This is a genomic window from Arenimonas sp., from assembly GCF_044348765.1.
Lineage (GTDB): Bacteria > Pseudomonadota > Gammaproteobacteria > Xanthomonadales > Xanthomonadaceae > Arenimonas.
Window position 1 is genome coordinate 1 of the sequence record NZ_JBIKSE010000030.1, and the last position, 20066, is coordinate 20066.

23 protein-coding genes and 1 pseudogene are annotated in these 20066 nt (G+C 59.3%); 11 read left to right on the forward strand and 13 right to left on the reverse strand.

The window, feature by feature from the left end; genetic code table 11:
- From ACIQ0Q_RS06120 to ACIQ0Q_RS06130, 3 genes and pseudogenes are all read right to left on the reverse strand, one after another.
- Window positions 1–575 (reverse strand): annotated as a pseudogene (locus tag ACIQ0Q_RS06120) (Fe-S cluster assembly protein SufB); the annotation flags it as partial.
- Window positions 576–577: 2 nt separating this feature from the next.
- Complete coding sequence (locus ACIQ0Q_RS06125; RefSeq protein WP_395772061.1) at window positions 578–1015, reverse strand: SUF system Fe-S cluster assembly regulator; 438 nt, start codon at window positions 1013–1015, stop codon at window positions 578–580.
- Between the two features lies 1 nt (window position 1016).
- A complete protein-coding gene (locus ACIQ0Q_RS06130) occupies window positions 1017–1154 on the reverse strand; it encodes a hypothetical protein (RefSeq protein WP_395772062.1) in 138 nt (45 codons plus the stop codon).
- Between the two features lie 110 nt (window positions 1155–1264).
- Between ACIQ0Q_RS06130 and ACIQ0Q_RS06135 the strand changes: the two genes are divergently transcribed.
- From ACIQ0Q_RS06135 to murD, 4 genes are all read left to right on the forward strand, one after another.
- Complete coding sequence (locus ACIQ0Q_RS06135; protein ID WP_395772063.1) at window positions 1265–1735, forward strand: SET domain-containing protein; 471 nt, start codon at window positions 1265–1267, stop codon at window positions 1733–1735.
- 190 nt (window positions 1736–1925) lie between these two features.
- A complete protein-coding gene (locus ACIQ0Q_RS06140) occupies window positions 1926–4529 on the forward strand; it encodes a bifunctional aspartate kinase/diaminopimelate decarboxylase (RefSeq protein ID WP_395772064.1) in 2604 nt (867 codons plus the stop codon).
- A complete protein-coding gene (murL, locus tag ACIQ0Q_RS06145) occupies window positions 4522–5883 on the forward strand; it encodes a UDP-N-acetyl-alpha-D-muramoyl-L-alanyl-L-glutamate epimerase (protein WP_395772065.1) in 1362 nt (453 codons plus the stop codon). Before ACIQ0Q_RS06140 ends, murL begins: the two co-directional genes overlap by 8 nt.
- Window positions 5831–7240 (forward strand): UDP-N-acetylmuramoyl-L-alanine--D-glutamate ligase, encoded by a 1410-nt coding sequence (gene murD, locus ACIQ0Q_RS06150; protein WP_395772066.1) that lies wholly within the window; start codon window positions 5831–5833, stop codon window positions 7238–7240. Before murL ends, murD begins: the two co-directional genes overlap by 53 nt.
- On the opposite strand, the gene ACIQ0Q_RS06155 is transcribed toward murD, so the two are convergent.
- Window positions 7237–7419: a hypothetical protein gene (locus ACIQ0Q_RS06155; protein ID WP_395772067.1), complete on the reverse strand. Its 183-nt coding sequence runs from the start codon at window positions 7417–7419 to the stop codon at window positions 7237–7239. The two genes, murD and ACIQ0Q_RS06155, sit on opposite strands and share 4 nt — an antisense overlap.
- Before the next feature lie 158 nt (window positions 7420–7577).
- Here ACIQ0Q_RS06155 and ACIQ0Q_RS06160 point away from each other — a divergent pair, with 158 nt between their 5' ends.
- On the forward strand, window positions 7578–8015 hold the full coding sequence (locus ACIQ0Q_RS06160; RefSeq protein WP_395772068.1) for a hypothetical protein: 438 nt from the start codon (window positions 7578–7580) through the stop codon (window positions 8013–8015).
- Between the two features lie 3 nt (window positions 8016–8018).
- Window positions 8019–8240 carry a helix-turn-helix transcriptional regulator gene (locus tag ACIQ0Q_RS06165; RefSeq protein WP_395772069.1) on the forward strand — a complete coding sequence of 74 codons (222 nt, stop codon included), beginning with the start codon at window positions 8019–8021 and terminating at the stop codon, window positions 8238–8240.
- A 24-nt stretch (window positions 8241–8264) separates the two neighbouring features.
- On the opposite strand, the gene ACIQ0Q_RS06170 is transcribed toward ACIQ0Q_RS06165, so the two are convergent.
- From ACIQ0Q_RS06170 to ACIQ0Q_RS06180, 3 genes are read right to left on the reverse strand one after another with little or no spacing between them, the layout of a single operon-like run.
- Window positions 8265–8651: a hypothetical protein gene (locus tag ACIQ0Q_RS06170; RefSeq protein WP_395772070.1), complete on the reverse strand. Its 387-nt coding sequence runs from the start codon at window positions 8649–8651 to the stop codon at window positions 8265–8267.
- Window positions 8638–9090 (reverse strand): DUF2127 domain-containing protein, encoded by a 453-nt coding sequence (locus ACIQ0Q_RS06175; protein ID WP_395772071.1) that lies wholly within the window; start codon window positions 9088–9090, stop codon window positions 8638–8640. Before ACIQ0Q_RS06175 ends, ACIQ0Q_RS06170 begins: the two co-directional genes overlap by 14 nt.
- 4 nt (window positions 9091–9094) lie before the next feature.
- A complete protein-coding gene (locus tag ACIQ0Q_RS06180) occupies window positions 9095–10063 on the reverse strand; it encodes a polyprenyl synthetase family protein (protein ID WP_395772072.1) in 969 nt (322 codons plus the stop codon).
- A gap of 155 nt (window positions 10064–10218) precedes the next feature.
- On the opposite strand from ACIQ0Q_RS06180, the gene ssb reads away from it, so the two are divergent.
- Complete coding sequence (ssb, locus tag ACIQ0Q_RS06185; protein WP_395772073.1) at window positions 10219–10707, forward strand: single-stranded DNA-binding protein; 489 nt, start codon at window positions 10219–10221, stop codon at window positions 10705–10707.
- Between the two features lie 68 nt (window positions 10708–10775).
- Here the strand turns inward: ssb and ACIQ0Q_RS06190 are convergent, their stop codons facing one another.
- Window positions 10776–12362, reverse strand: a complete 1587-nt coding sequence (locus ACIQ0Q_RS06190) for a peptide MFS transporter (protein ID WP_395772074.1) — start codon at window positions 12360–12362, stop codon at window positions 10776–10778.
- An 81-nt stretch (window positions 12363–12443) separates the two neighbouring features.
- On the opposite strand from ACIQ0Q_RS06190, the gene ACIQ0Q_RS06195 reads away from it, so the two are divergent.
- Window positions 12444–14516: a prolyl oligopeptidase family serine peptidase gene (locus ACIQ0Q_RS06195; protein WP_395772075.1), complete on the forward strand. Its 2073-nt coding sequence runs from the start codon at window positions 12444–12446 to the stop codon at window positions 14514–14516.
- 137 nt (window positions 14517–14653) lie between these two features.
- Here the strand turns inward: ACIQ0Q_RS06195 and ACIQ0Q_RS06200 are convergent, their stop codons facing one another.
- Genes ACIQ0Q_RS06200 through ACIQ0Q_RS06210 form a run of 3 tightly spaced genes read right to left on the reverse strand, consistent with a single transcriptional unit; the run spans window position 14654 to window position 17701 of the window.
- A complete protein-coding gene (locus tag ACIQ0Q_RS06200; protein WP_395772076.1) occupies window positions 14654–15655 on the reverse strand; it encodes a magnesium and cobalt transport protein CorA in 1002 nt (333 codons plus the stop codon).
- 35 nt (window positions 15656–15690) lie between these two features.
- The gene (locus tag ACIQ0Q_RS06205; RefSeq protein ID WP_395772077.1) at window positions 15691–16866 is read right to left on the reverse strand and encodes a DUF4105 domain-containing protein; all 1176 of its coding nucleotides are present in this window, start codon (window positions 16864–16866) and stop codon (window positions 15691–15693) included.
- Window positions 16856–17701 (reverse strand): HlyC/CorC family transporter, encoded by an 846-nt coding sequence (locus tag ACIQ0Q_RS06210; protein WP_395772078.1) that lies wholly within the window; start codon window positions 17699–17701, stop codon window positions 16856–16858. The genes ACIQ0Q_RS06205 and ACIQ0Q_RS06210 overlap by 11 nt, the downstream gene beginning before the upstream one ends.
- Before the next feature lie 162 nt (window positions 17702–17863).
- Here ACIQ0Q_RS06210 and ACIQ0Q_RS06215 point away from each other — a divergent pair, with 162 nt between their 5' ends.
- From ACIQ0Q_RS06215 to ACIQ0Q_RS06225, 3 genes are all read left to right on the forward strand, one after another.
- Entirely contained in the window at window positions 17864–18355 is a 492-nt protein-coding gene (locus tag ACIQ0Q_RS06215; RefSeq protein WP_395772079.1) for a hypothetical protein, read from the forward strand.
- 122 nt (window positions 18356–18477) lie between these two features.
- Complete coding sequence (locus tag ACIQ0Q_RS06220; protein ID WP_395772080.1) at window positions 18478–18909, forward strand: YeeE/YedE family protein; 432 nt, start codon at window positions 18478–18480, stop codon at window positions 18907–18909.
- Window positions 18910–18934: 25 nt separating this feature from the next.
- The gene (locus ACIQ0Q_RS06225) at window positions 18935–19348 is read left to right on the forward strand and encodes a DUF6691 family protein (protein ID WP_395772083.1); all 414 of its coding nucleotides are present in this window, start codon (window positions 18935–18937) and stop codon (window positions 19346–19348) included.
- 5 nt (window positions 19349–19353) lie between these two features.
- On the opposite strand, the gene ybeY is transcribed toward ACIQ0Q_RS06225, so the two are convergent.
- Window positions 19354–19824: an rRNA maturation RNase YbeY gene (gene ybeY, locus ACIQ0Q_RS06230; RefSeq protein WP_395772081.1), complete on the reverse strand. Its 471-nt coding sequence runs from the start codon at window positions 19822–19824 to the stop codon at window positions 19354–19356.
- On the reverse strand, window positions 19821–20066 hold a 246-nt coding region (locus ACIQ0Q_RS06235; protein WP_395772082.1), incomplete at its 5' end, for a TRAM domain-containing protein. The genes ACIQ0Q_RS06235 and ybeY, both read right to left, overlap by 4 nt.

Below are 20066 nucleotides of genomic sequence, written 5' to 3' on the forward strand. Positions count from 1 at the left end.
ACGAAACTGCCGTCGGAGAACACCGCCGAATTCAGCGCGGCGAAGTAGTTATCGCCCGGCGGCACCACCGAGCCCAGATATTTCTTGATCAGCTCGGGATGTTCCTTAACCGCTTCCGAAAACGAACAGAAAATGATGCCTTTTTCCGCCAGTTCCTTCTGGTAGGTGGTTCCGACCGAGACCGAATCGAACACGGCATCGACCGCCACCCCGGCCAGACGGGCGCGCTCATGCAGGGGCACACCAAGTTTTTCGTAGGTGTCGAGCAGTTCCTGTGGCACCTCATCGAGCGAGGCGTATTTCTTTTTCGGCGCCGCGAAATAACTGACCGCCTGGAAATCGATCGGCGCGATGTCAAGCTGCGCCCATTGCGGCGGGGTCATGGTCAGCCAATGCCGGTAGGCTTTCAGCCGCCATTCGGTCAGCCATTCGGGCTCTTCTTTCTTTTTCGAAATGAAGCGCACCACGTCCTCGTCCAGACCCGGTGCCAGGGTGTCGGATTCGATGTCGGTGACGAAGCCGGCCTCGTAGCGGCGCTCGAGCTGGCGTTCGATTTCGGTGCGTTCGGTGGCCATGCTTATGCCTTCGCCAGTTTCAGAGGGATGGATTTGCGGCCGTCACGGCCGAGTTCGGCGATGCTGATGCTGCGTAGGGCATCGGCGATGACATCATTCACCTTCTGCCATTGGCCCTGGATGCCGCAATGCGGTTCGTGTTCGCATTGGCTGTGTTCGCCGCTGCATTCGGTCATGCCGAGCCGGCCTTCCATCGCTTCCACCACCGCGAACAGCGAGATATGCGCCGCCGGTTGCGCCAGACGATAGCCGCCCTGGCTGCCGCGGAAGGCTTCCACCAGTCCCGCCCGAGACAGCGGCTTGAGTACTTTGCTCACCGTCGGCAGTTCGAGTTTCGCCATTTCCGCCAGTTCGCTGGCGCTAAGCACGCGCTGCGGCGCTTTGGCCAGGCAGGCCAGCAGCACGGTCGCGTAGTCGGTGAGTTTGGTGACCCGCAGCATGTCAGTACGCTACCGTCGGATTCAGGATGTAGCGTCCGCTCAGGCTGGCGCTGGCCAGCACCTGTCCGGCCATCACCGCGCACGCGGATTCGCCGGGAATCGGCTGGCCGTCGGAAAAGGTATTGGATGTCAGGCGCATGGCGTTCTCCAAAGTGGACCAAAATTGTACTGTATTCGGCGCCGAGTGGCAATCCGCGCTTGGCAAGGCCGGCAATCTTCGCCACAATAGCGGCTCACTCGGGAAATTCTATGTCCAGCAAATTCGAAGTCCGTCGTTCCAAAATCCATGGCAGCGGCGTATTTGCTGCGAAAAACATCAAAAAAGGCGAGTTCATCATCGAATACAAAGGTCTGCTGTGCAGCCACGAGGAAGTCGATGCCGCCTACGACGGCGAAGATGAAACCGGACACACCTTCCTGTTCACCCTGAATGAAGACTTCGTGGTCGATGCCAACATCAAGGGTAATGAGGCCCGCTGGATCAACCACAGCTGCGATCCGAACTGCGATTCCGAGCATGTCGATGCCGAAGACGGCAACAAATCCAAAGACCGGATTGAAATCAAGGCCCTCCGCGACATCAAGGCCGGCGAAGAGTTGTCCTATAACTACGGCATTCGTCTGGGGGGGCGTCACACGCCGAAGCTTAAGAAGCTCTGGGCCTGCCTGTGCGGCAGCCCGAAATGCACCGGAACCATGCTGCAGCCGAAGCGCGGGTAAGCGCTAGATCGGCTAATGCGGTCACTGCCGTCATTAGCGTTGTCATCGGCAATCAGGTTGGTCATGGCGATGACCGGGTTGCGGCCCCGTTCAAGCCAACGGCGTCCTGTTTGCACAGATTCCGGCACCCAAGCCATGGGCCATGCCTTATCATGTGCAGACCCTCGTCCGATGCCGATTGCCTGCCGCCATGCCCGAATCCGCCCCTGCTTCCGATTGGATCGTGCTGAAATTCGGCGGCACCTCGGTGTCCCAGCGCCATCGCTGGGACACCATCGGTCGCCTGATGCGCGAACGCGCCGAGGGCGAAAACGCCAAAGTTCTGGTAGTGGTCTCCGCCTTATCGGGGGTCACCAACCACTTGCAGAGCGCCATCGACCGCGCTGACAATGATGCCTATCTGGCCGAGCTCGAGCTCCAGTTATGCGAACGCCACCGGGGTTTCGCCCGCGCGCTTGAATTGGATGCCGAGGCCGTGTTGGCTGAACGTCTGGCGGTGTTGCATGCCCTGTTCACCGATCCGCGACGATTGACCCGCGCTTTTGACTGGCAGGCGGACATATTGGCGCAGGGCGAGTTGCTGTCGTCCACCCTCGGTGTCGCCTATCTGCAAACGCAAAGCCTGCCGGTCGCCTGGCTGGACGCGCGCGACTGGCTGCGTGCGGTCAGCCTGCCGAATCAAAGCGCCTGGGCCGCCCGCCTATCGGTGTCCTGCGACTACCAAGGCGATGCCGACTGGCGCACGCGTTTTTCCGGCAATACCCCGTTATTGATGACCCAAGGCTTCATCGCACGCGCTGCCGATGGGGGTACCGCCATTCTCGGTCGCGGCGGTTCGGATACGTCGGCAGCCTATTTCGGTGCTTTGCTGCGCGCACGTCGAGTTGAAATCTGGACCGATGTGCCCGGCATGTTTAGTGCCAATCCCCGCGCCGTACCCGATGCCCGATTGCTCAGCCGCTTGGAATACCAAGAGGCCCAGGAAATCGCCACCACCGGCGCCAAGGTCCTGCATCCGCGCTGCATCCATCCCTGCCGCGATCTGGGCGTACCGCTGTGGATCCGCGATACCGAACGCCCGCAGTTGGCCGGAACCTGCATCAGCCGCAGTGCCGAGCCGCATCCGGGCGTCAAGGCCATCAGCACCCGCAGCGGCATCGTGCTGGTGTCGATGGAATCCATCGGCATGTGGCAGCAGGTCGGCTTCCTGGCCGATCTGTTCGCCTGCTTCAAAGCGCACGGTCTGTCGGTCGACATGATTTCGACCTCGGAAACCAACGTCACTGTATCGCTGGATCCTTCCGACAATCTGGTCAACTCCAATGTCCTCGATGCGCTCTGTGCCGATCTGGCCAAGGTCTGTCGGGTCAAGGTCATCACGCCCTGCAGTGCGGTCACGCTGGTCGGCCGCGGTATGCGTTCGATGCTCGACCAGTTGACCGACATCTGGGCCGAGTTCGGCCGCGAGCGCGTGCATTTGATTTCGCAGAGCTCCAATGATCTCAACCTCACCTTCGTGGTCGATGAAGACATCGCGCAGGATCTGTTGCCGACCCTGCATGCGCTGCTGATCGATTCCGGTGCCATGCCGATCGCCGAGTCCGACATCTTCGGGCCGAGTTGGCGCGACATCGCGCATGGCCATGCCTCACCGCCCGAGCATTGGTGGCAATCCCGACGCGACGAACTGTGCCGGATTGCCGCCGAGGACTCTCCGGCCTATGTTTATCATCTGCCCAGTGTCCGCAAACAGGCCGATGCGCTGTGCGGCATCACATCGCTCGAACGCCGTTTCTACGCCATCAAAGCCAATGCCCATCCGGTCATCCTGCGCGAACTGGAAATACGCGGCTTTGGTTTCGAGTGCGTGTCGGTGGCCGAGTTGCGCCACGTCAAATCGGTGTTCCCAGAGCTGCCGCCCGAGCGCTTGCTGTTCACACCCAGTTTCGCCGCCCGCGCCGAGTATGCCGAGGCGCGTGAATGGGCCGAATGGATCACCGTCGACAGCCTTTACCCCTTGCAGCATTGGCCGGAATTATTCGCCGGCCGCAAGCTGGTGCTGCGCATCGATCCGGGTTACGGGCTGGGCCACCATGCCCACGTGCGTACAGGTGGCGAAGACGCCAAGTTCGGTCTGGCGCTGGCCGATTTGCCGGCTTTTTGCGTGCTGGCCAAAAAAATCAAGGCCGAGATTGCCGTGCTGCATGCCCATGTCGGCAGCGGCGTGAGTGATTGCCGTCATTGGGCGCAGTTGTTCGCCCAGCTGGCGCAACTGGCCGAGGACATCGGTTCGGTCAAGGCCATCAATGTCGGCGGTGGTTTGTCCGTGCCGTATTCCGACAGCGAGGCCGAGTTCGATCTGGACGCCTTGGCGGCGACGCTCGCCGAGCATGCCGCGCAATGGCCACAGTACGCCATCTGGCTGGAACCTGGCCGTTATCTGGTGGCGCAGGCCGGCGTTCTGCTGGCCGCCGTCAGCCAGGTGGTCGATAAACTCGGCGTGCGTCGCGTCGGCCTAGATGCCGGCATGAACGCGCTGATGCGCCCGGCGCTGTATCAATCCAAACACCGCATGGCCAATCTCAGCCGTGCACCCGAGGCGCCGACGCAGCGTGTGGATGTGGTCGGACCGATCTGCGAGTCGACCGATGTGCTGGCACATGCCATCTTCTTGCCATTGGCCACGGCCGAAGGCGATGTAGTGCTGATCGACACCGCCGGCGCTTACGGCTATGTGATGGCCAACCAATACAATCAGCGCGCTCTGCCGCGTGAGGTGATTCTTGATGTCTGAGTATGTGTTCAACCGCGAGGCAATCCGCCGCTTCCACTTCACCGATTGCGCCTTCGACGCCGCCACCGGCATCGCACGCCTGGACTATGCCTTCGATACCGGTAGCGTGTTCTCCGAAACCATCACCTTCCCCGGTGCACCGTTCACGCTGGATGCCGCGCGTGCCGCGGCCGTGCAATCGGCGCTGCGCACCCTGCATCTGATCGCCGGCGTCAGCTATTACAAAGCCGCTGTGCCGGAAACCATCGTGCTCGATGCCTACGCCATCGATGCCGGCACCGCCGCTTTCCTGGCCGAGGTCTATGAAAACGGTCTGGGTGAATTCGCCTACCGCAACGGCTTGAAGCTGCGCGGTAAAATCGTATTCCCTGCAGGCGCTTCAACGCCGGCGATGGCAGCGGCTGCTGGCCTTGCCACGCATGCGCTGGTTGCCATTGGTGGCGGCAAGGACTCCCTGGTGTCGATTGAAGCCCTGCGCCGCGCCGGCATCGCGCAGACCGTGACCTGGATCGGTTCGGCGCCGCTGATCCGCTCTTGCGCTGAGCGCACCGGGCTGCCGTTGCTGAACATCAGCCGACAATTGCCGCCGGAGCTGTTCGCCATGAACAAGCAGGGCGCGCTCAACGGTCACATTCCGGTCACCGCGGTCAATTCCGCCATCCTGACTCTGGCCGCGTTGCTTCAGGGTGCCGATCAGGTGGTGTTCTCCAATGAACGCTCGGCCAGTTACGGCAGCCTGATCGAAGGCACCGGCGAGGTCAATCACCAATGGTCGAAAGGCTGGGATTTCGAGCGCGCCTTCGCCGCACATGTGCGCAGCCATATCGCCGCCGATTTGAATTACTACTCGCTGCTGCGTCCGTTTTCCGAGCTGGCGGTGGCGCGCCAGTTCGCCAAGACCGATTTCTACGACGCGTACTTCTCCAGCTGCAACCGCAATTTCCACATCCTCGGCGAGCGTCCGGCCCAGCGTTGGTGCGGGGTCTGTCCGAAATGCCATTTCGTGTTCCTGGCGCTGGCACCGTTCATGCCGAAGCCGCGACTGATGACCATTTTCGGCCGCAATCTGCTGGATGAACCGGCGCAGACTCCCGGTTTCGATGCCCTGCTGGAATATCAGGACCATAAGCCTTTCGAATGCGTGGGTGAGGGCCGGGAATCCCGCGCCGCCATGGCGGCTTTGGCGCAGTCGCCGAGCTGGCGCGAAGATGCCATCGTCCGGCGTTTCACCGATGAGATCCTGCCGCAATTGGACGTCGCCGAATTGCCGATTGCACCCTTGGTGGTGCCGGTCGAAGAACATGCCATTCCCGAAAGCCTGTGGACCGCATTGCGTGAATCCTTCCGCGCTTAAGGGCCAGTCCATCGCCATCTGGGGCTACGGCCGCGAAGGCCGCGCCGCTTTGCAGTATCTGCGCACGCGTCTGCCCGGACAGCCACTCACCGTGTTCTGCAACGCGAGCGAAGCCGATGAAATCGCCGCGCTCGGCGATGCCGGCATCGTCTGCCGCAGCGCGCCCGGTGGCGACGATCTGGCTGCCTTCGAGGTAGTGGTGAAATCACCGGGCATCAGCAAATACCGACCGGAGGCCCTGGCGGCACAGGCCAAAGGCACGCGTTTCATCGGCGGCACCGCACTCTGGTTCGCCGCGCATCCCGAGGCGCGCACCGTGTGCGTCACCGCCACCAAAGGCAAGAGCACGGTCAGCGCGCTGATCGCGCATCTGCTGCGCAGTGCCGGCAAACGCACGGCCTTGGTCGGCAATATCGGCACGCCTTTGCTGGAAACCATGGACTGGACCGAACAACCGGAATTCTGGGTCATCGAGATGTCGAGCTACCAGACCTTCGAAGCGGTTCGGCCGGAAGTGGCGGTGATGTTGAATTTCTACCCGGAACATCTCGACTGGCACGGCAGCGTGCAGGCTTACTTCGCCGACAAATCGGCGCTGATCACCCGATCGCAGGCCCGCCATGTGGTGCTCAACCAGGAGGCGCCACGGGTCGCGGCGCTGGCCGATGGCTTGGATGCCGAGCTGCACTGGTTCAACACCAACAGCGGCTGGCATGCCAAGGACTACACCCTGTATCGCGGCGATGTTGCCGTTCTCGATCTACGTGAGCTGCCGATGCCGGGCCAGCATAATGCCGGCAATGTCTGCGCGGCCTTGACCGCCCTCGAGGCCTTGGGTCTGGATGCGATCGCCTTGGCACCGGCGGCAAAACACTTCCGGCCCTTGCCGCACCGGCTGCAGAGCCTGGGTGAGAAAAACGGCATTCGCTATGTCAACGATTCCATCAGCACCACGCCCTTTGCCAGTATTGCGGCACTGGAATGCTTTAGCGCATCGCCGGTCGCGATTCTGGTCGGCGGTTATGATCGCGGCCTGGACTGGCAGGCGTTCGCCGAGTATGTGGCCTTACATCCGCCGAAAGCCATCATCGCCATGGGTCAGAACGGTGCCCGCATCGCCGAGTGCCTGCGCGGTATCAATACGCCCGGGTTCCATCTGTCGGAAGCCGCGGATCTGTCCGATGCCGTGCATCAGGCGCAACAGGCTTTACCGGAAGGCGGAGTGGTGTTGTTATCGCCTGGCGCGCCGAGCTTTGGCGTCTATGCCGATTATGTGGCGCGCGGCCGGCATTTCGCGGAAATCGCCGGATTTGATCCGAATGCCATCAGCCAGATTCCGGGCCTGGGTTTGGGTTAATCCCTCTTCGTGTGTCGCACATGCGACACGACATCGAGCGCGGCACCGAAGGCCACGCCTAATGCGAGGCCGAGGGCGAGCTGACCGTACAGCGCACCGAACGCCACACCCAGTGCTGCGCCGACTCCAATTCCGGTTCCGGCCGGTATTTTGGTTTTTTTATCGAATTGATCCGGCATTGCGGCCTCCGCACGATTTGGAATTCAGAATAGCAGACAGACATGGCAGATGATCGAACCAAATGTAAAAATTAGTTGACACCACAAATTTCCCCAGCCTACACTATGTATGTCGGGTAATTTTGACAAACTAATTTTGACCATTTGGGGGACGTAGCATGTCATTTCGTGAAAAAAGTCTATGGGTGATGGTGGCATCCTTGACGCTGGCCGCCTTTTTCTATGGTCACGCCGTGGCCTATGTCAGCCATGAGCTGTTCGAAACCGTGCCTTGGCAAGCCATGAAGGTGCTGCCGCCGGTCGTGTTCCTGTTTCATATCGCCGTCACCGTCCTGGTCCTGTTCGCCATTGTCGGGCACGCCGTCATCGCGGTGTTGGACCGACGGACTGACGAAGATGAGCGCGACCGCCTGATTGCGCTCAAAGGCGCCCGCATCGGTGGCTTCGTACTGGCCGTTGGCGTGTTCTTGGCGTTGTGGCTGGCAGTCGCCTCCAGCGGCAACTTCTGGTTCACCCAGGTCCTGCTCGGCTTCTGGGTGCTGGCGCAACTGACCGATTACACCGTGCAGCTCAAACTGCACCGGCAGGACGCCTGAGCCATGGGCAAGCGCGGCGGGTTGATCCGTAACCGTATCCGCGATCTGCGCGAGCAGGTCGGCGGCATGACCCAGCAGGAGCTGGCCGATGCCGTCGGCATCACCCGGCAAACGGTCAATGCCATCGAGGCGAATAAATACTCGCCGTCACTGGAAGTGGCTTTTGAAATCGCCCGGGTGTTCAAGCGCCCGCTCGAGCAGGTATTTCAATACGCGGAGCAGTGATTCCAGACGCTGCTGTTTATGGCATCAGAGTTTGTTAGCCAGCAGCAGGAGTATGCCGACAAGCACGGATACGCCGAGGATCATCAGCGCCCATTTGCCAGCTGTTTTTTGGGAACTCAGGTGATCCTCATAGGCGCGCCGATCCAGATAGAGGCCGCCGTCCGGGGTGCTGCGAATAATGCCGCGCTTGCGATAATGCTTAATCAATGCATTCTGTTCGTTGACGAAAATCTCTGACTTCATCGCCGACTCCCGGCTGAATGCGCCCTGATCTTTCAATTGATCCAGCAGTTGTTTGTGTTGTTTTGCGGCCGAGGTAATGGCGGCCTGAAGTGCGGGATTCACGAGACTGACTCCAAATGCAGAACCATGATTGTTGACGCCGGAAACAGCGCCGTCAAATCCGTTCATGCTTCAGCGTGCGGGCAAGGTACACCACCACGGCCACATTGATCGCCAGCGCACCGACCACAAACACGCTGTTGCCCTGTGTCAGTTCATATAACTCGAAAGGAATGTAGACACCGCCGGTAATCGCAGCGAACCATCTGGCCCAGGCGCGGTTCTGCCAGAGGCCCATGCCCTCGATGAAACGCAATCCGGCATACAGCAGCGCCGCCAGACCGAGTAAGGTGATGCTGCGGTCCGACAGACTGCCGATATTGGCCACGAACAAATCCGGGTAGTGGCTGCTTGGGTTCAGGTGCAGTCGTTCGACCAGTTGTTTGGCCAACGTGCGTGGGGTGTATTGAAATAGCGACAGCAGCCATAGTCCGGTCATCATCGCCAGTACACCTTTGATGGCCTCAAGCCCGGCAATCCAGCGCACGCCATGACGGGGTGCCGGCACGGCCTTAATGGTTCCGCGCAAGCGAATACTCGGCCAGATCCGCCATCGCCTGTTTCCAGGGGCTGGCCGGCAGCACCTGCAAAGCCGCCTTTGCCGCGTCGGCATGAAAGCGGGCCTTGTCCGTGCAATAGCGCAGGCTGTCACTGCGGGTGATGGCTTCCAGGACTTCCGGCATGGCCGTCGCATCGCCGGTGGCGATGATTATGCGCAGACGCTCACGGACCTCATCTTTAGCCAGACCTAGCGCATGAATGAGCGGCAGAGTCGCTTTGCCCTCAGCCAGATCATCACCGAGATTTTTACCCAGCGTCTCGGTATCGCCGACATAATCAAGCACATCGTCAGCGATCTGGAACGCCATGCCCAGATGTAGGCCATACGCGTCCATGGCGGCACAAGTCGAACGGTCGGCCCCGGCCAGATGTGCGGCTAGACCGATGGCTGCGGAAAACAGCGCCGCGGTTTTGCGCTCAATCACATTCACGTAGGCCGCTTCGTCGGTGTCCGGGTTGTGGATATGCAGCAATTGCATCACTTCGCCCTCGGCGATCCGGTTGGTGGTGTCGGCCAGACGTTGCTGGATGGCCATGGAATCCAGACCCACCATCAATTGGAAGGCACGCGAATACAGAAAATCCCCGACCAGCACGCTCGCGGCATTACCCCAGAGGATGTTGGCGGTCTTGCGTCCGCGGCGCAGGTCGGACTCATCGACGACATCGTCATGCAACAGGGTCGCGGTGTGGATGAACTCGATAATCGCCGCCAGCGTGGTATGTTCCCGGCCAACGTAACCGGCGGCGCGCGCGGCCACTACGGTCAGCATCGGGCGCAGACGCTTACCGCCGGCGGCGATAATGTGGTCGGCAATCTGGTTGATCAGCAGAACGTCCGAATGCAATTCGGCCTGAATCAGGACGTCGACCGCAGTCATTTCGTCCCGGGCCAAAGCCTGGATGGATTCAATGCTCATAAATCAACTACTTAAGTTTCGGGTGTCTGGGCAATTATAAGTCTTCCGACCCGTACCTGGGGGGATTTCCGACACCGGTAGAAATGCTTTGGGATATTGCCGGTTGAAAGCTATACTTAATCTGTCTCTACACCCACTTTTGAAAGGAACCCGCCATGGCTCGTGGCATCAACAAAGTCATCCTCGTCGGCACCGTCGGCAAAGATCCGGAAGTCCGTTATTTCCAGTCCGGCGATGCCTATTGCACGCTGTCGGTGGCCACTACCGAACAATGGAAGGATAAGGCCGGCGAGAAGCAGGAAAAAACCGAATGGCACCGCGTGAAGTTCACCCGCAAGCTGGCGGAAATCGTTGGTGAATACGTGCGCAAAGGCCAGATGATTTATGTTGAAGGCAAGCTGGAAACCCAGAAGTACACCGACAAACAAGGTATTGAACGGTACAGCACCGATGTCGTCGCCAATGAAATGCAGATGCTCGGCGGCAAGAAAGAGGGCGGTGATCGTGGTGGCAGTCGTGAGGATAGCGGCTGGTCCAGCGGTGGTGATAAATTCAGCACCCCGAAGCCAGCATCGCGTGCAGCCCCGGCAGCGGTTGCCGCGCCGGCCGACAACGATCCGTTCGGCGATGACGTGCCGTTCTGATTCAGCCGAACTGCTTCCAAGAAAAACCGCCCAATGGGCGGTTTTTGTTTGGCGATGATTGGCCGAATTCACGACCGTTCGCGGGTCAGTCGGGTGAGCAGCGGCGATAGGACCAGCAGCACCACGCCGGCGATGACGCCGATCCACATCATATCGCCGAAGACATCACCATAAACACCCAGTGCCTTGACTTTATCGATGCTGCCATCCGGGTTGGGGTCAATCGATGCCCAGGTGCCAAGCCGTCCGGCAATTATTTCGCCAAAGGCCGAGAACAGGAACCAGGCTCCCATCATCAGGCCGACCACACGCGGTACCGAGAGCGTGGTCACCGCCGACAGACCGATCGGCGATAGCATCATTTCCCCGATGACCATCAGGGCGTACGCCAGCACCAGCCACCACAGGCTGACCAAGCCATTCTCGCCCGGAGCATGGCTGGCGCTCATCAGCACACCGAAAGCGAGCCCCAGGAATATCAAAGCCCAACCGAATTTGGCCGGCAGACTCGGGTTCAGACCGTGGCGGTCGAGCTTCGGCCAGAGCCAGGCGAACAGCGGGCTGAAAGCAATGACAAACAGGGCACCGATCGAGGTGGTTTGTCCGGCCGTCCATTCCACACCAAAGGTACTGCGGTCCATGACGCGTTCCGCGAAGGCCACCCAGCTGCCATAGCTCTGTTCATACAGGCCCCAGAACAAAGCGCTGATCACGATCAGGGTCATCAGCACGATCATCCGGCCCCGCTCGGCGGCGGTAATGCCGGAGAACAGAAACTTGAAGAACCAGAGCATCAGGCCCAGTCCCATGACCACGGCGACCACTTCGGTCATGGTCACTTCATGGCCGCCGGCAATAGGCCCCAGAAAGCCGAAGTCCACTTTCATCTGCAGCACCTGCCATACCACCAGTACCGAGAAGCTGCCGGACAGATAGATCCACCATTCGCGGCTGATGCCGGCGAACCAGGGCGCCGACAGTGCGGCCGGATTTGGCGGTTCGGCTTGGCCGACCAGGTGTTTCTGACCCAGCACGAATTGCAGCAAGCCCAGTGCCATCATCACCCCCGCCAGGCCGAAGCCGTAACCCCAGCCGATTTTCTCGCCGATGTAGGCCACGATCAGCGAGGACAGCGCGGCACCAATATTGATGCCCATGTAAAAAATAGTGAAACCCGAGTCGCGGCGCGGATCATTGTCGGCATACAGCCGGCCGACAATGGTGGAAATATTTGGTTTGAGAAAACCCACACCGACTGCAATCAGCGCCAACGAGGCATACATGATCTGGATGGCAAAACCATCCTGAGTGGCCTGGCCGGCGATACCCTGGGCCGGTGTCCCGGTATAGGCCATGCCCAATTGTCCCAGCACCAGCAGCAGTCCGCCGAATACCACCGCCTTGCGCATACCGAGCCAACGGTCGGCCAAGGCACCGCCGAGCAATGGCAGGGCATAAGCCAGACCGGCATAGGTACCCAGCAACAGGTAGCCGTTGTCATCGGTAAACAAGTGGTACTTGGTCAAATAGAGAAACAGCAGCGCCTTCATGCCATAGAACGAAAAGCGTTCCCACATTTCGGTCATGAAACAGACGAAGAGGCCTTTGGGATGGCCGAAAATCTGGGATTGCTGGGCAAGTACGGTGTCGGTCATGAGACAGGTCCTGACGGTGGTCAGTCGTCAGTATAACGCCGGATGGAGTACCATAAGCAGATGTTCCTGCGAGGGTTATCGATGAAAGCGCGACTGCTCCTACTGGCCTTGATGGCTCCTCTTTCGGCGAGCGCCGAGCCCGCCGCCAAAGCTCCGTTCACCATCCGCGACCTGGTCGCCTACGAGCGTGTTTCATCGCCGACACTGTCCCCGAACGGTCGTTTCGCGGTGTTTGCGGTGCGCCAGACCGATCTGGCCGCCAACCGCGGAAAAACCAGTCTGTGGATTGAAGACCTTTTCGCCCGTGATGCCGCGCCACCGGTACGTTTCACCGCAGAAGGCCTGAACGTCAATTCCCCCAGTTTTTCTCCTGATGGCCAGACCGTGTACTTCCTGAGCGCCAAATCCGGCAGCATGCAATTGTGGTCGCAGGCCGTCGCTAGCCAAAACGCGGTGCAGATCTCCGATGTCCCGCTGGATATCGGCTCCTACAAGCTGTCCCCCGACGGCACGCATGTGGCTTTCAGTCTGGAGGTGTTTACCGATTGTGCGGATATCGCCTGCAGCAAACAACGTCTTGACGATAAGGCTGCGAACAAAGCCAGTGGCATGCTGTTCGACAAACTGTTTATCCGGCACTGGGATACTTACGCCGATGGACCCCGCAACCAACTGTTCATCGCGCCGCTGCAGAACGGAAAGCTCGGCACTCTTGTGCGTTTGGCTAATGTCGATGGCGACATTCCCTCGAAACCTTTCGGCGATGCCAGTGAATATGCCTGGGCCCCGGGCGGCGGCATGTTGATCTTTTCTGCACGCGTCGCCGGCAAAAGCGAGGCCTGGTCGACCAACTTTGATCTGTATCGCGTCATCATCGGCGATCACAACATGCATCTGGTTGATAATCTGACCGTGGCCAACAAAGCCTGGGACACTTCGCCGGTGTTCAGCCCCGATGGCAAAACCCTGTACTACCGCGCCATGAAGCGTCCGGGCTTCGAGGCTGACCGTTTCGCCATCATGGCCATGGAATTGGCCACCGGCAAAACCCGTGAAATCGCCCCGCGTCTGGACAATTCCGCTGAATCCCTGGCCATCAGTGCTGACGGGAAAACCCTGTTCACCACCACTCAGGACACCGGCCAAATGCCGCTGGTTGCCATCGATACCGCCAACGGCGAGACGGTACGGGTCGCCAGCGACGGCAGCGTGCGCGAATTCGCCGTGTCCGGCAATCAGCTGCTGTTCACCCGCGACCGCCTGGATTCGCCGGCGCAGCTGTTTCTCAGTGATTTAAGCGGTCGCAGCGTTCGCCAGATCAGCATCAACAACCGCGAGGCCATGGCCAAGACGGCCTGGGGTGGGTTCGAGCAGTTCACCTTCATCGGCTGGAACAACGAAACGGTGCATGGCTATGTGGTTAAACCGGCCAATTACGTCGAAGGCCGAAAGTATCCCATCGCCTTCCTGATCCATGGCGGTCCGCAGGGCAGTTTCGGCAATGCCTGGAGTTACCGCTGGAATCCGCAGACCTACGCCGGCCAAGGATTTGCCGTGGTCATGATTGACTTCCACGGATCGACCGGTTACGGCCAGGCGTTTACTGATTCCATTTCCGGACACTGGGGTGACCGTCCGCTGGAAGATCTGCAGAAAGGCTATGCGCATGCCCTCCAGAAATACCGTTTCCTCGATAGCGGCCGCGCCTGCGCGCTGGGTGCCAGCTATGGCGGCTACATGGTCAACTGGATTGCCGGCAACTGGCCGGAGCCCTGGAAGTGTCTGGTCAATCACGATGGCATATTCGACACCCGCATGATGGGGTATGCCACCGAAGAACTGTGGTTTACCGAATGGGAAAATGGCGGCACGCCTTTTGACGTGCCGCAGAATTATGAGAAATTCAATCCGGTCAACCATGTCGCCAAGTGGCGCGTGCCGATGCTGGTAGTGCAGGGCGAGCTGGATTACCGGATTCCGCCGGAACAGGGCATTGCCACCTTCACCGCGCTGCAGCGCAAGGGCATCGACAGCCAATTGCTGCTGTTCCCGGATGAAAATCATTGGGTACTTAAACCGCAGAACAGTATTTTGTGGCACGACACTGTCAATCATTGGCTGCAGCGTTGGACTTCGGGGGATAAGCCGCAATGAGTGATGTGTTGGTTCGTTCAAGGATCTGAAAGGCGGCCGGAACGATTGTTGCACAATGCCTCCACAGGTGAATCCTCAACCATGGTGCCTGAAGCGCCACTTCTTTTATTTGACCTGAATCAAAAAAACGCCGGAACTTAGAGCCAACCGGCCTTTTTCAGCCCCCGATACAGCACTAAACAGATGGAAATGATGGTCAAGCCGACCAAGGGGTAGCCCCATTGCCATTCCAACTCGGGCATATCGGCAAAGTTCATGCCATACCAGCTGGTGATCAGGGTCGGTGCCGCCAGCAACGCGGCCCAGCCGGCCAGACGCTTCATGGTGTCACCTTGGCTGACCGTGACCAACGACAGGTTGGTCGCCATCGCCGAGGACAGGGTGTCCCGCATGGTGTCGATGGATTCGTTCAGACGGATCACGTGGTCATGCACATCGCGCAGATAGATCCGAACTTCCTCGCGAACTAGGTCGCCATGGAACTCGAGTAGTGTGGTCAGAATATCCTGCAGCGGCGAGACCGCCAGCCGCAGTTTGCTCAGGTCATTGCGCAGCCGGTACAGGCGGATGATGGTGTCTTTCTGGAAGCTGGAGGACAAAATGGCTTCCTCCAGTTCGTCCAAAGCCTGTTCATGATGGGCGATGATTGGAAAGAAATTGTCGACAATCTGATCGAGTACGGTATACAGGGCCATGCCGGGGCCATTGCCGAAGTAATCCGGATTCTTGGCATAGCGTTCGCGGGCGGGGCTGAACGAGAGCGTCCCGCCATGACGCACGGTCAGGATGAAATCGCTACCAAGGAAGAGGTGAGATTCGCCATAGACGATGCCGCCATCCAGCATTTGCGCAGTATTGACCACGATGAACAGACTATTGCCGAAGCGCTCGATTTTCGAGCGCTGGTGAGCCTTGTGGGCGTCTTCGATGGCAAGTGGGTGCAGGTCAAATTCCACCTGCATCTTGAACAGCAAGGTTTCATCCGGTTCGAACAGGCCAACCCAAATCAGACCGCCTTCATTGCCGAGGGCATCGGAGATGCGGTCGAGGTTCAATGCATGGACATTGCCGTCGCGATCGTAGCGGGCAATAAAGCGAATTTGTTCGCTGCGGCTTTCGAGTAGGCTGGGCGCATTCATGCACCCATGATAAACAGCCTGTTCAGGACTGCAAGCTATTTCCGTGCTTCGGCATGCAATGCCGTTTTGGCCACCAACCAATGCAAGGGCAGAGTCAACAGAATCCAGATCATGTTGCTTTGTCCGCTGCTGGAACCGAACTTCAGCAGCACGGCGAGCACCGCCGACACGGCCACCGCTTTGACCGCTAGCAGATAGACCTTGCGGCCAAGTTCCGAGCGCGTGCGACCGAAATACAGAATCAGCGCCAGCCAGGCCAGCGGGCTGAACAGCAGCAGGTTTTCATTGGCATAGGTATAGCGGTGCTCGGTAAATGTCCAGATCAGCGCCAGCAAGGTCCCAATCAAGCCACAAAGTCCCCAAAATCCGAGTTGCAACGCTTTGGCCAAACGTGGCGCGCGTCCTGCGATGAAGAAGAATGCAGCAGCCAGAGCCAAACCGATCGCCGTAGCGGTCAGCGACCATTGCGGCAATTCTGCAGGTGGCGGCGCCAGGGTGTCTGGCAACACCGGTTGTTCAGCCAGTACCAGCGGACCGCCGCGCGGCCCTTTGGCCTCGCGCAGACTTTGCTGCAGGCGCATCGGAATGAATGCATCCTGCCAGCGGTTGAGCGGTTTATCGCCGGAACGGCCCATACTGAGATCAAAACCCAAGGCCATCCATTTTTCCGGCCAGGCCAAGCGCACGGATTCGGACCGGTAGGTATTGCCCAAGGAGCTGGCCACCATCTGGCGTTTCAGTCCGCCATCGAGTGCCTCATCGAGCACATCGCGGACCTGGGTCGCGCAGTTGTTGATGAAATAATCGTAGCGATAACGGGCATTCTCCGGCTTTGCCAGAAAAACCAATCGGGACTGGATTTTCCGCTTCTGGGCCTCGTCCAGATCCAGCCATTGGATGCTGACGCCGCGTCCAGCCCGGCGGTAATAGTCCAGGTCCTGTTCCAGCGGCAGCGCCGCCAACACATAGTTCATCCGACCTTTGATGAAATTGCCGGTAAATTCGGATTCGGTCGGATCGAAAAAACCAAAGTTATAGGACATCGGGCGGCTGCCGTCATCGATGATGATGGCATTGTGGCCGAAGCGCTCCCAGAAAATGCTGCCGGGTTGCATGGTCATGACGCCGACCCGCAGTTCGGCCAAGGCATGGCCTGCAAACAGCAGGCTGAGCATCAAGGCGCCAAGTCGGCGCAAGGTCTTATTCGCCATGGATGTTGACGATGAAGCGGTGGATCCGGCGCGAATCGGCATGCCCGACCCGGAAATGGAAGCGGCCGAGGGTCAGCTCTTCGCCGGTTTCCGGGAGGTGGCCGATAGCCGCCGCGATATAGCCGGCGATGGTGTCGTACTCATCATCTGGAAAATCGGCGCCGAATTGCTGGTTGAATTCGGCAATCGGGGTCAGCGCATCCACGAAGTACTGGCCGTCAGCTTGGGCGGCGATCATCACCGCCTGATTGGCGTCGTCGTGTTCGTCATCGATCTCGCCGACAATTTCCTCCAGCACGTCCTCGATGGTAATCAGGCCAGATACGCCGCCGTGTTCATCGATGACGATGGCCATGTGATTGCGCGACTGCCGGAACTCCTTGAGCAGCACGCTGAGCTTTTTCGATTCAGGAATAAGTACCGCCGGCCGGATCAGGCCATGAATGTCGCGGGGGCCGTTATCGACCACCACGCCCCGGAGCAGGTCTTTGGCCAGCAGGATGCCGACGATTTCGTCTTTGTCCTCGCCATGCACGGGGAATCGCGAGTGGCCGGATTCCACCACCTGCCGCATCAAATCGAGGAAGCTGTCGGTGACCGAGAGCGAGACCATCTGACCGCGCGGCACCATGACGTCGGAGACCGTCATTTCGGATACGGCCAAAGCACCTTGCAGGCGCTTCAGGGTGTCGCTATCGATCAGGCCGTGTTTGGCGGCGGAATCCAGAATCTCGTGCAGATCATCGATGGATTCGGGTTCGCCCGAGAAGGCTTGGCTGAGTTTCTCCAGCCAGGAGCGTTTAAGGGGGGTATTACTGTCCGGGTCGTCTGACATGGGGGCTTGTTCGGAGCCCGACGAAGCGGGCGTTGCTCACATTCTAACAAAAAGAGCAGAATGGGTCATGGGCGCGGCTGTCTGGCGCTCCCGGTGCTATGATTCAATCAATGGGGTAAAGTCTTCGTTTACCCACCGCCAACGACCAATTAGGAAAACCCTATGAAATACAAAGGAATTGTCGTAGCTGCTTTTATGCTCGTCACGGCCTCAAATCTGGCATTCGCCAAAGATGTCAAAATCCCCGAGGGCACCAGCGTAAGCTTGCAGGTCTTGGAAAAATTAACCTCGGCGACGGCCACCGAAGGCCAGCGCTTCGATTTGATTCTGGATGACGATATCCGTGTCGATGGCGAAGTGGTTGTGCCACGTGGAGCCAAGGCAGTCGGTACCGTCATCACGGCGCGCAAGAAAGGATTCATGGGCAAAGCAGGTGAGCTCAACATCCAAATCAACTATGTTTTGTTCCGTGATCAGCGCATTCCACTACGAGCGTCACAGGGTCGTGAAGGTGAGAGTAAAGTGGGCACGACGGTTGCTCTGACGGTTTTGTTCGGCCCCATCGGCTTGCTGAAACGCGGTCATGACATCGAGGTCAATCCCGGTGTCGTGTTGCCGGCAGTTATTGATCAGACCACGACCGTCACGCTGTAAAATCCTGCTTCACACCAAAAAATCCGCCTTTTGGCGGGCTTTTGGCGGGCGATTAAATTAGCATTACCTGTTTTAGGGAGCTATAATGGACGATGGTAACTTAATCATCGGTTTTTCCAGATATGTCGATTGATTGGACGCAGTTCACACCCGTGACGGCTCTCGCCGGTGGCGCACTGATTGGCGCCGCTAGCGCCATTCTCCTGCTCTTGAATGGGCGCATCGCCGGTATCAGTGGAATAACCGGCGGTCTTTTCCAGAAACGCAGCGACGTCGCCTGGCGATTGGCTTTTCTTACGGGCTTGGTGGCGGCGCCGATTCTGGCGATTCCGCTATTCGGCACCCCGGATATCCACATCGATGCCGATATGATGACCTTGGCTGTGGCAGGGTTGGTGGTGGGTCTGGGTACCCGCTATGGTGCGGGGTGTACCAGCGGTCACGGCGTGTGTGGTCTGTCCCGGTTTTCGGTCCGATCCATTGTGGCCACGGCGATGTTCATGCTGACCGGTTTTCTGACGGTGTATATCGTGCGTCATGTCTGGGGGGCTTGAGATGGCGGGTTGGAAACTGCACATCGTGACATGGCTGTCGGCAGGCTGCGCAGGCTTGCTGTTCGGCCTTGGCTTATTGCTTGGTGGCATGGCCAATCCCGAAAAAGTCCTTGGTTTTCTCGACATTGCCGGACCATGGGACCCCTCGCTGGCGCTGGTGATGGCAGGCGCCCTCGTGATTGGTGCGCCGGCTTATGCCCTCGCCAGGTTCAGGGGTAGAAGCTTTTTGGAACTTCCCATCGATAAGCCGACCAAGCAAACCCTGGACAAGCGACTAGTGCTCGGCAGCGCAAGCTTCGGCATCGGCTGGGGTTTGGCCGGTATTTGTCCGGGGCCGGCTTTCGTGCTGCTCGGTGCCGGCAGCGCCAAAGGCATAGTCTTTTTCGCCTTCATGCTTCTGGGCTTTGCCTTGTTCGAATGGCTTGACCGGTCTCGCTGAGGCGTTCAGTCCACGAGGTAGGGGTCGGAGAAACCCAGATCGGCCAATAGGCCACGCTCAATGGCTTCCATCGCCATGGCTTCGCGCGGATTCTCGTGATCCAGGCCCAGCAGATGCAGCACGCCGTGCACCGTCAGGTGGGCGTAATGTGCGCTTAGCGCCTTGCCTTGATCCGTGGCTTCTTTAGCTACCACCGGTGCGCAGATCACCACATCTCCGAGCAGGGGCAGCTGTACGCCCGCCGGCAGTTCGGCCGGGAAGCTCAAGACATTGGTGGCGTAATCCTTGCCGCGGTAATGCTGGTTCAGACGCCGCCCCTCGGGCGCGTCCACGATGCGGATGGCGATATCGACGTGCTTGATTCGCCCCCGGCAGGCGGCCTCGGCCCAGCGTTTGAAACTGGCTGGCGCCGGAATGCCCTTGCGCGAGAGACCGTAACTGACACCGACATCGCACTGGACTGGGCCGCGGGTCATGCCGTCAACACTTCGCCACGCAGGGTATTGACGCGGACTTCGGTGATGCGGATGTCGACGAATTGGCCAATCAGGCGCGGATGGCCTTCGAAGTTCACGTAGCGCATGTTTTCCGTGCGTCCGGTCAATTCATCGGCATTGCGCGTACTCGGCCGCTCCACCAAGACCCGTTGCACGCTGCCGACCATCGCCTCGGAAATGGCATAGGCGTTCTTGTTAATGGCATCCTGCAAGCGGCGCAG

What these genes read in the sequence shown, in the direction of transcription:
- ACIQ0Q_RS06220 (WP_395772080.1), top strand. Translation starts at nt 18,478, where the DNA reads ATGTCGATTGATTGGACGCAGTTCACACCCGTGACGGCTCTCGCCGGT.
- ACIQ0Q_RS06160 (WP_395772068.1), top strand. Translation starts at nt 7,578, where the DNA reads ATGTCATTTCGTGAAAAAAGTCTATGGGTGATGGTGGCATCCTTGACG.
- ACIQ0Q_RS06165 (WP_395772069.1), top strand. Translation starts at nt 8,019, where the DNA reads ATGGGCAAGCGCGGCGGGTTGATCCGTAACCGTATCCGCGATCTGCGC.
- ACIQ0Q_RS06125 (WP_395772061.1), bottom strand. Translation starts at nt 1,015, where the DNA reads ATGCTGCGGGTCACCAAACTCACCGACTACGCGACCGTGCTGCTGGCC.
- ACIQ0Q_RS06170 (WP_395772070.1), bottom strand. Translation starts at nt 8,651, where the DNA reads ATGAACGGATTTGACGGCGCTGTTTCCGGCGTCAACAATCATGGTTCT.
- ACIQ0Q_RS06155 (WP_395772067.1), bottom strand. Translation starts at nt 7,419, where the DNA reads ATGCCGGATCAATTCGATAAAAAAACCAAAATACCGGCCGGAACCGGA.
- ACIQ0Q_RS06200 (WP_395772076.1), bottom strand. Translation starts at nt 15,655, where the DNA reads ATGAATGCGCCCAGCCTACTCGAAAGCCGCAGCGAACAAATTCGCTTT.
- ybeY (WP_395772081.1), bottom strand. Translation starts at nt 19,824, where the DNA reads ATGACCCGCGGCCCAGTCCAGTGCGATGTCGGTGTCAGTTACGGTCTC.
- ACIQ0Q_RS06190 (WP_395772074.1), bottom strand. Translation starts at nt 12,362, where the DNA reads ATGACCGACACCGTACTTGCCCAGCAATCCCAGATTTTCGGCCATCCC.
- ACIQ0Q_RS06130 (WP_395772062.1), bottom strand. Translation starts at nt 1,154, where the DNA reads ATGCGCCTGACATCCAATACCTTTTCCGACGGCCAGCCGATTCCCGGC.
- ssb (WP_395772073.1), top strand. Translation starts at nt 10,219, where the DNA reads ATGGCTCGTGGCATCAACAAAGTCATCCTCGTCGGCACCGTCGGCAAA.
- ACIQ0Q_RS06195 (WP_395772075.1), top strand. Translation starts at nt 12,444, where the DNA reads ATGAAAGCGCGACTGCTCCTACTGGCCTTGATGGCTCCTCTTTCGGCG.
- murL (WP_395772065.1), top strand. Translation starts at nt 4,522, where the DNA reads ATGTCTGAGTATGTGTTCAACCGCGAGGCAATCCGCCGCTTCCACTTC.
- ACIQ0Q_RS06215 (WP_395772079.1), top strand. Translation starts at nt 17,864, where the DNA reads ATGAAATACAAAGGAATTGTCGTAGCTGCTTTTATGCTCGTCACGGCC.
- ACIQ0Q_RS06180 (WP_395772072.1), bottom strand. Translation starts at nt 10,063, where the DNA reads ATGAGCATTGAATCCATCCAGGCTTTGGCCCGGGACGAAATGACTGCG.
- murD (WP_395772066.1), top strand. Translation starts at nt 5,831, where the DNA reads ATGCCATTCCCGAAAGCCTGTGGACCGCATTGCGTGAATCCTTCCGCG.
- ACIQ0Q_RS06205 (WP_395772077.1), bottom strand. Translation starts at nt 16,866, where the DNA reads ATGGCGAATAAGACCTTGCGCCGACTTGGCGCCTTGATGCTCAGCCTG.
- ACIQ0Q_RS06140 (WP_395772064.1), top strand. Translation starts at nt 1,926, where the DNA reads ATGCCCGAATCCGCCCCTGCTTCCGATTGGATCGTGCTGAAATTCGGC.
- ACIQ0Q_RS06135 (WP_395772063.1), top strand. Translation starts at nt 1,265, where the DNA reads ATGTCCAGCAAATTCGAAGTCCGTCGTTCCAAAATCCATGGCAGCGGC.
- ACIQ0Q_RS06210 (WP_395772078.1), bottom strand. Translation starts at nt 17,701, where the DNA reads ATGTCAGACGACCCGGACAGTAATACCCCCCTTAAACGCTCCTGGCTG.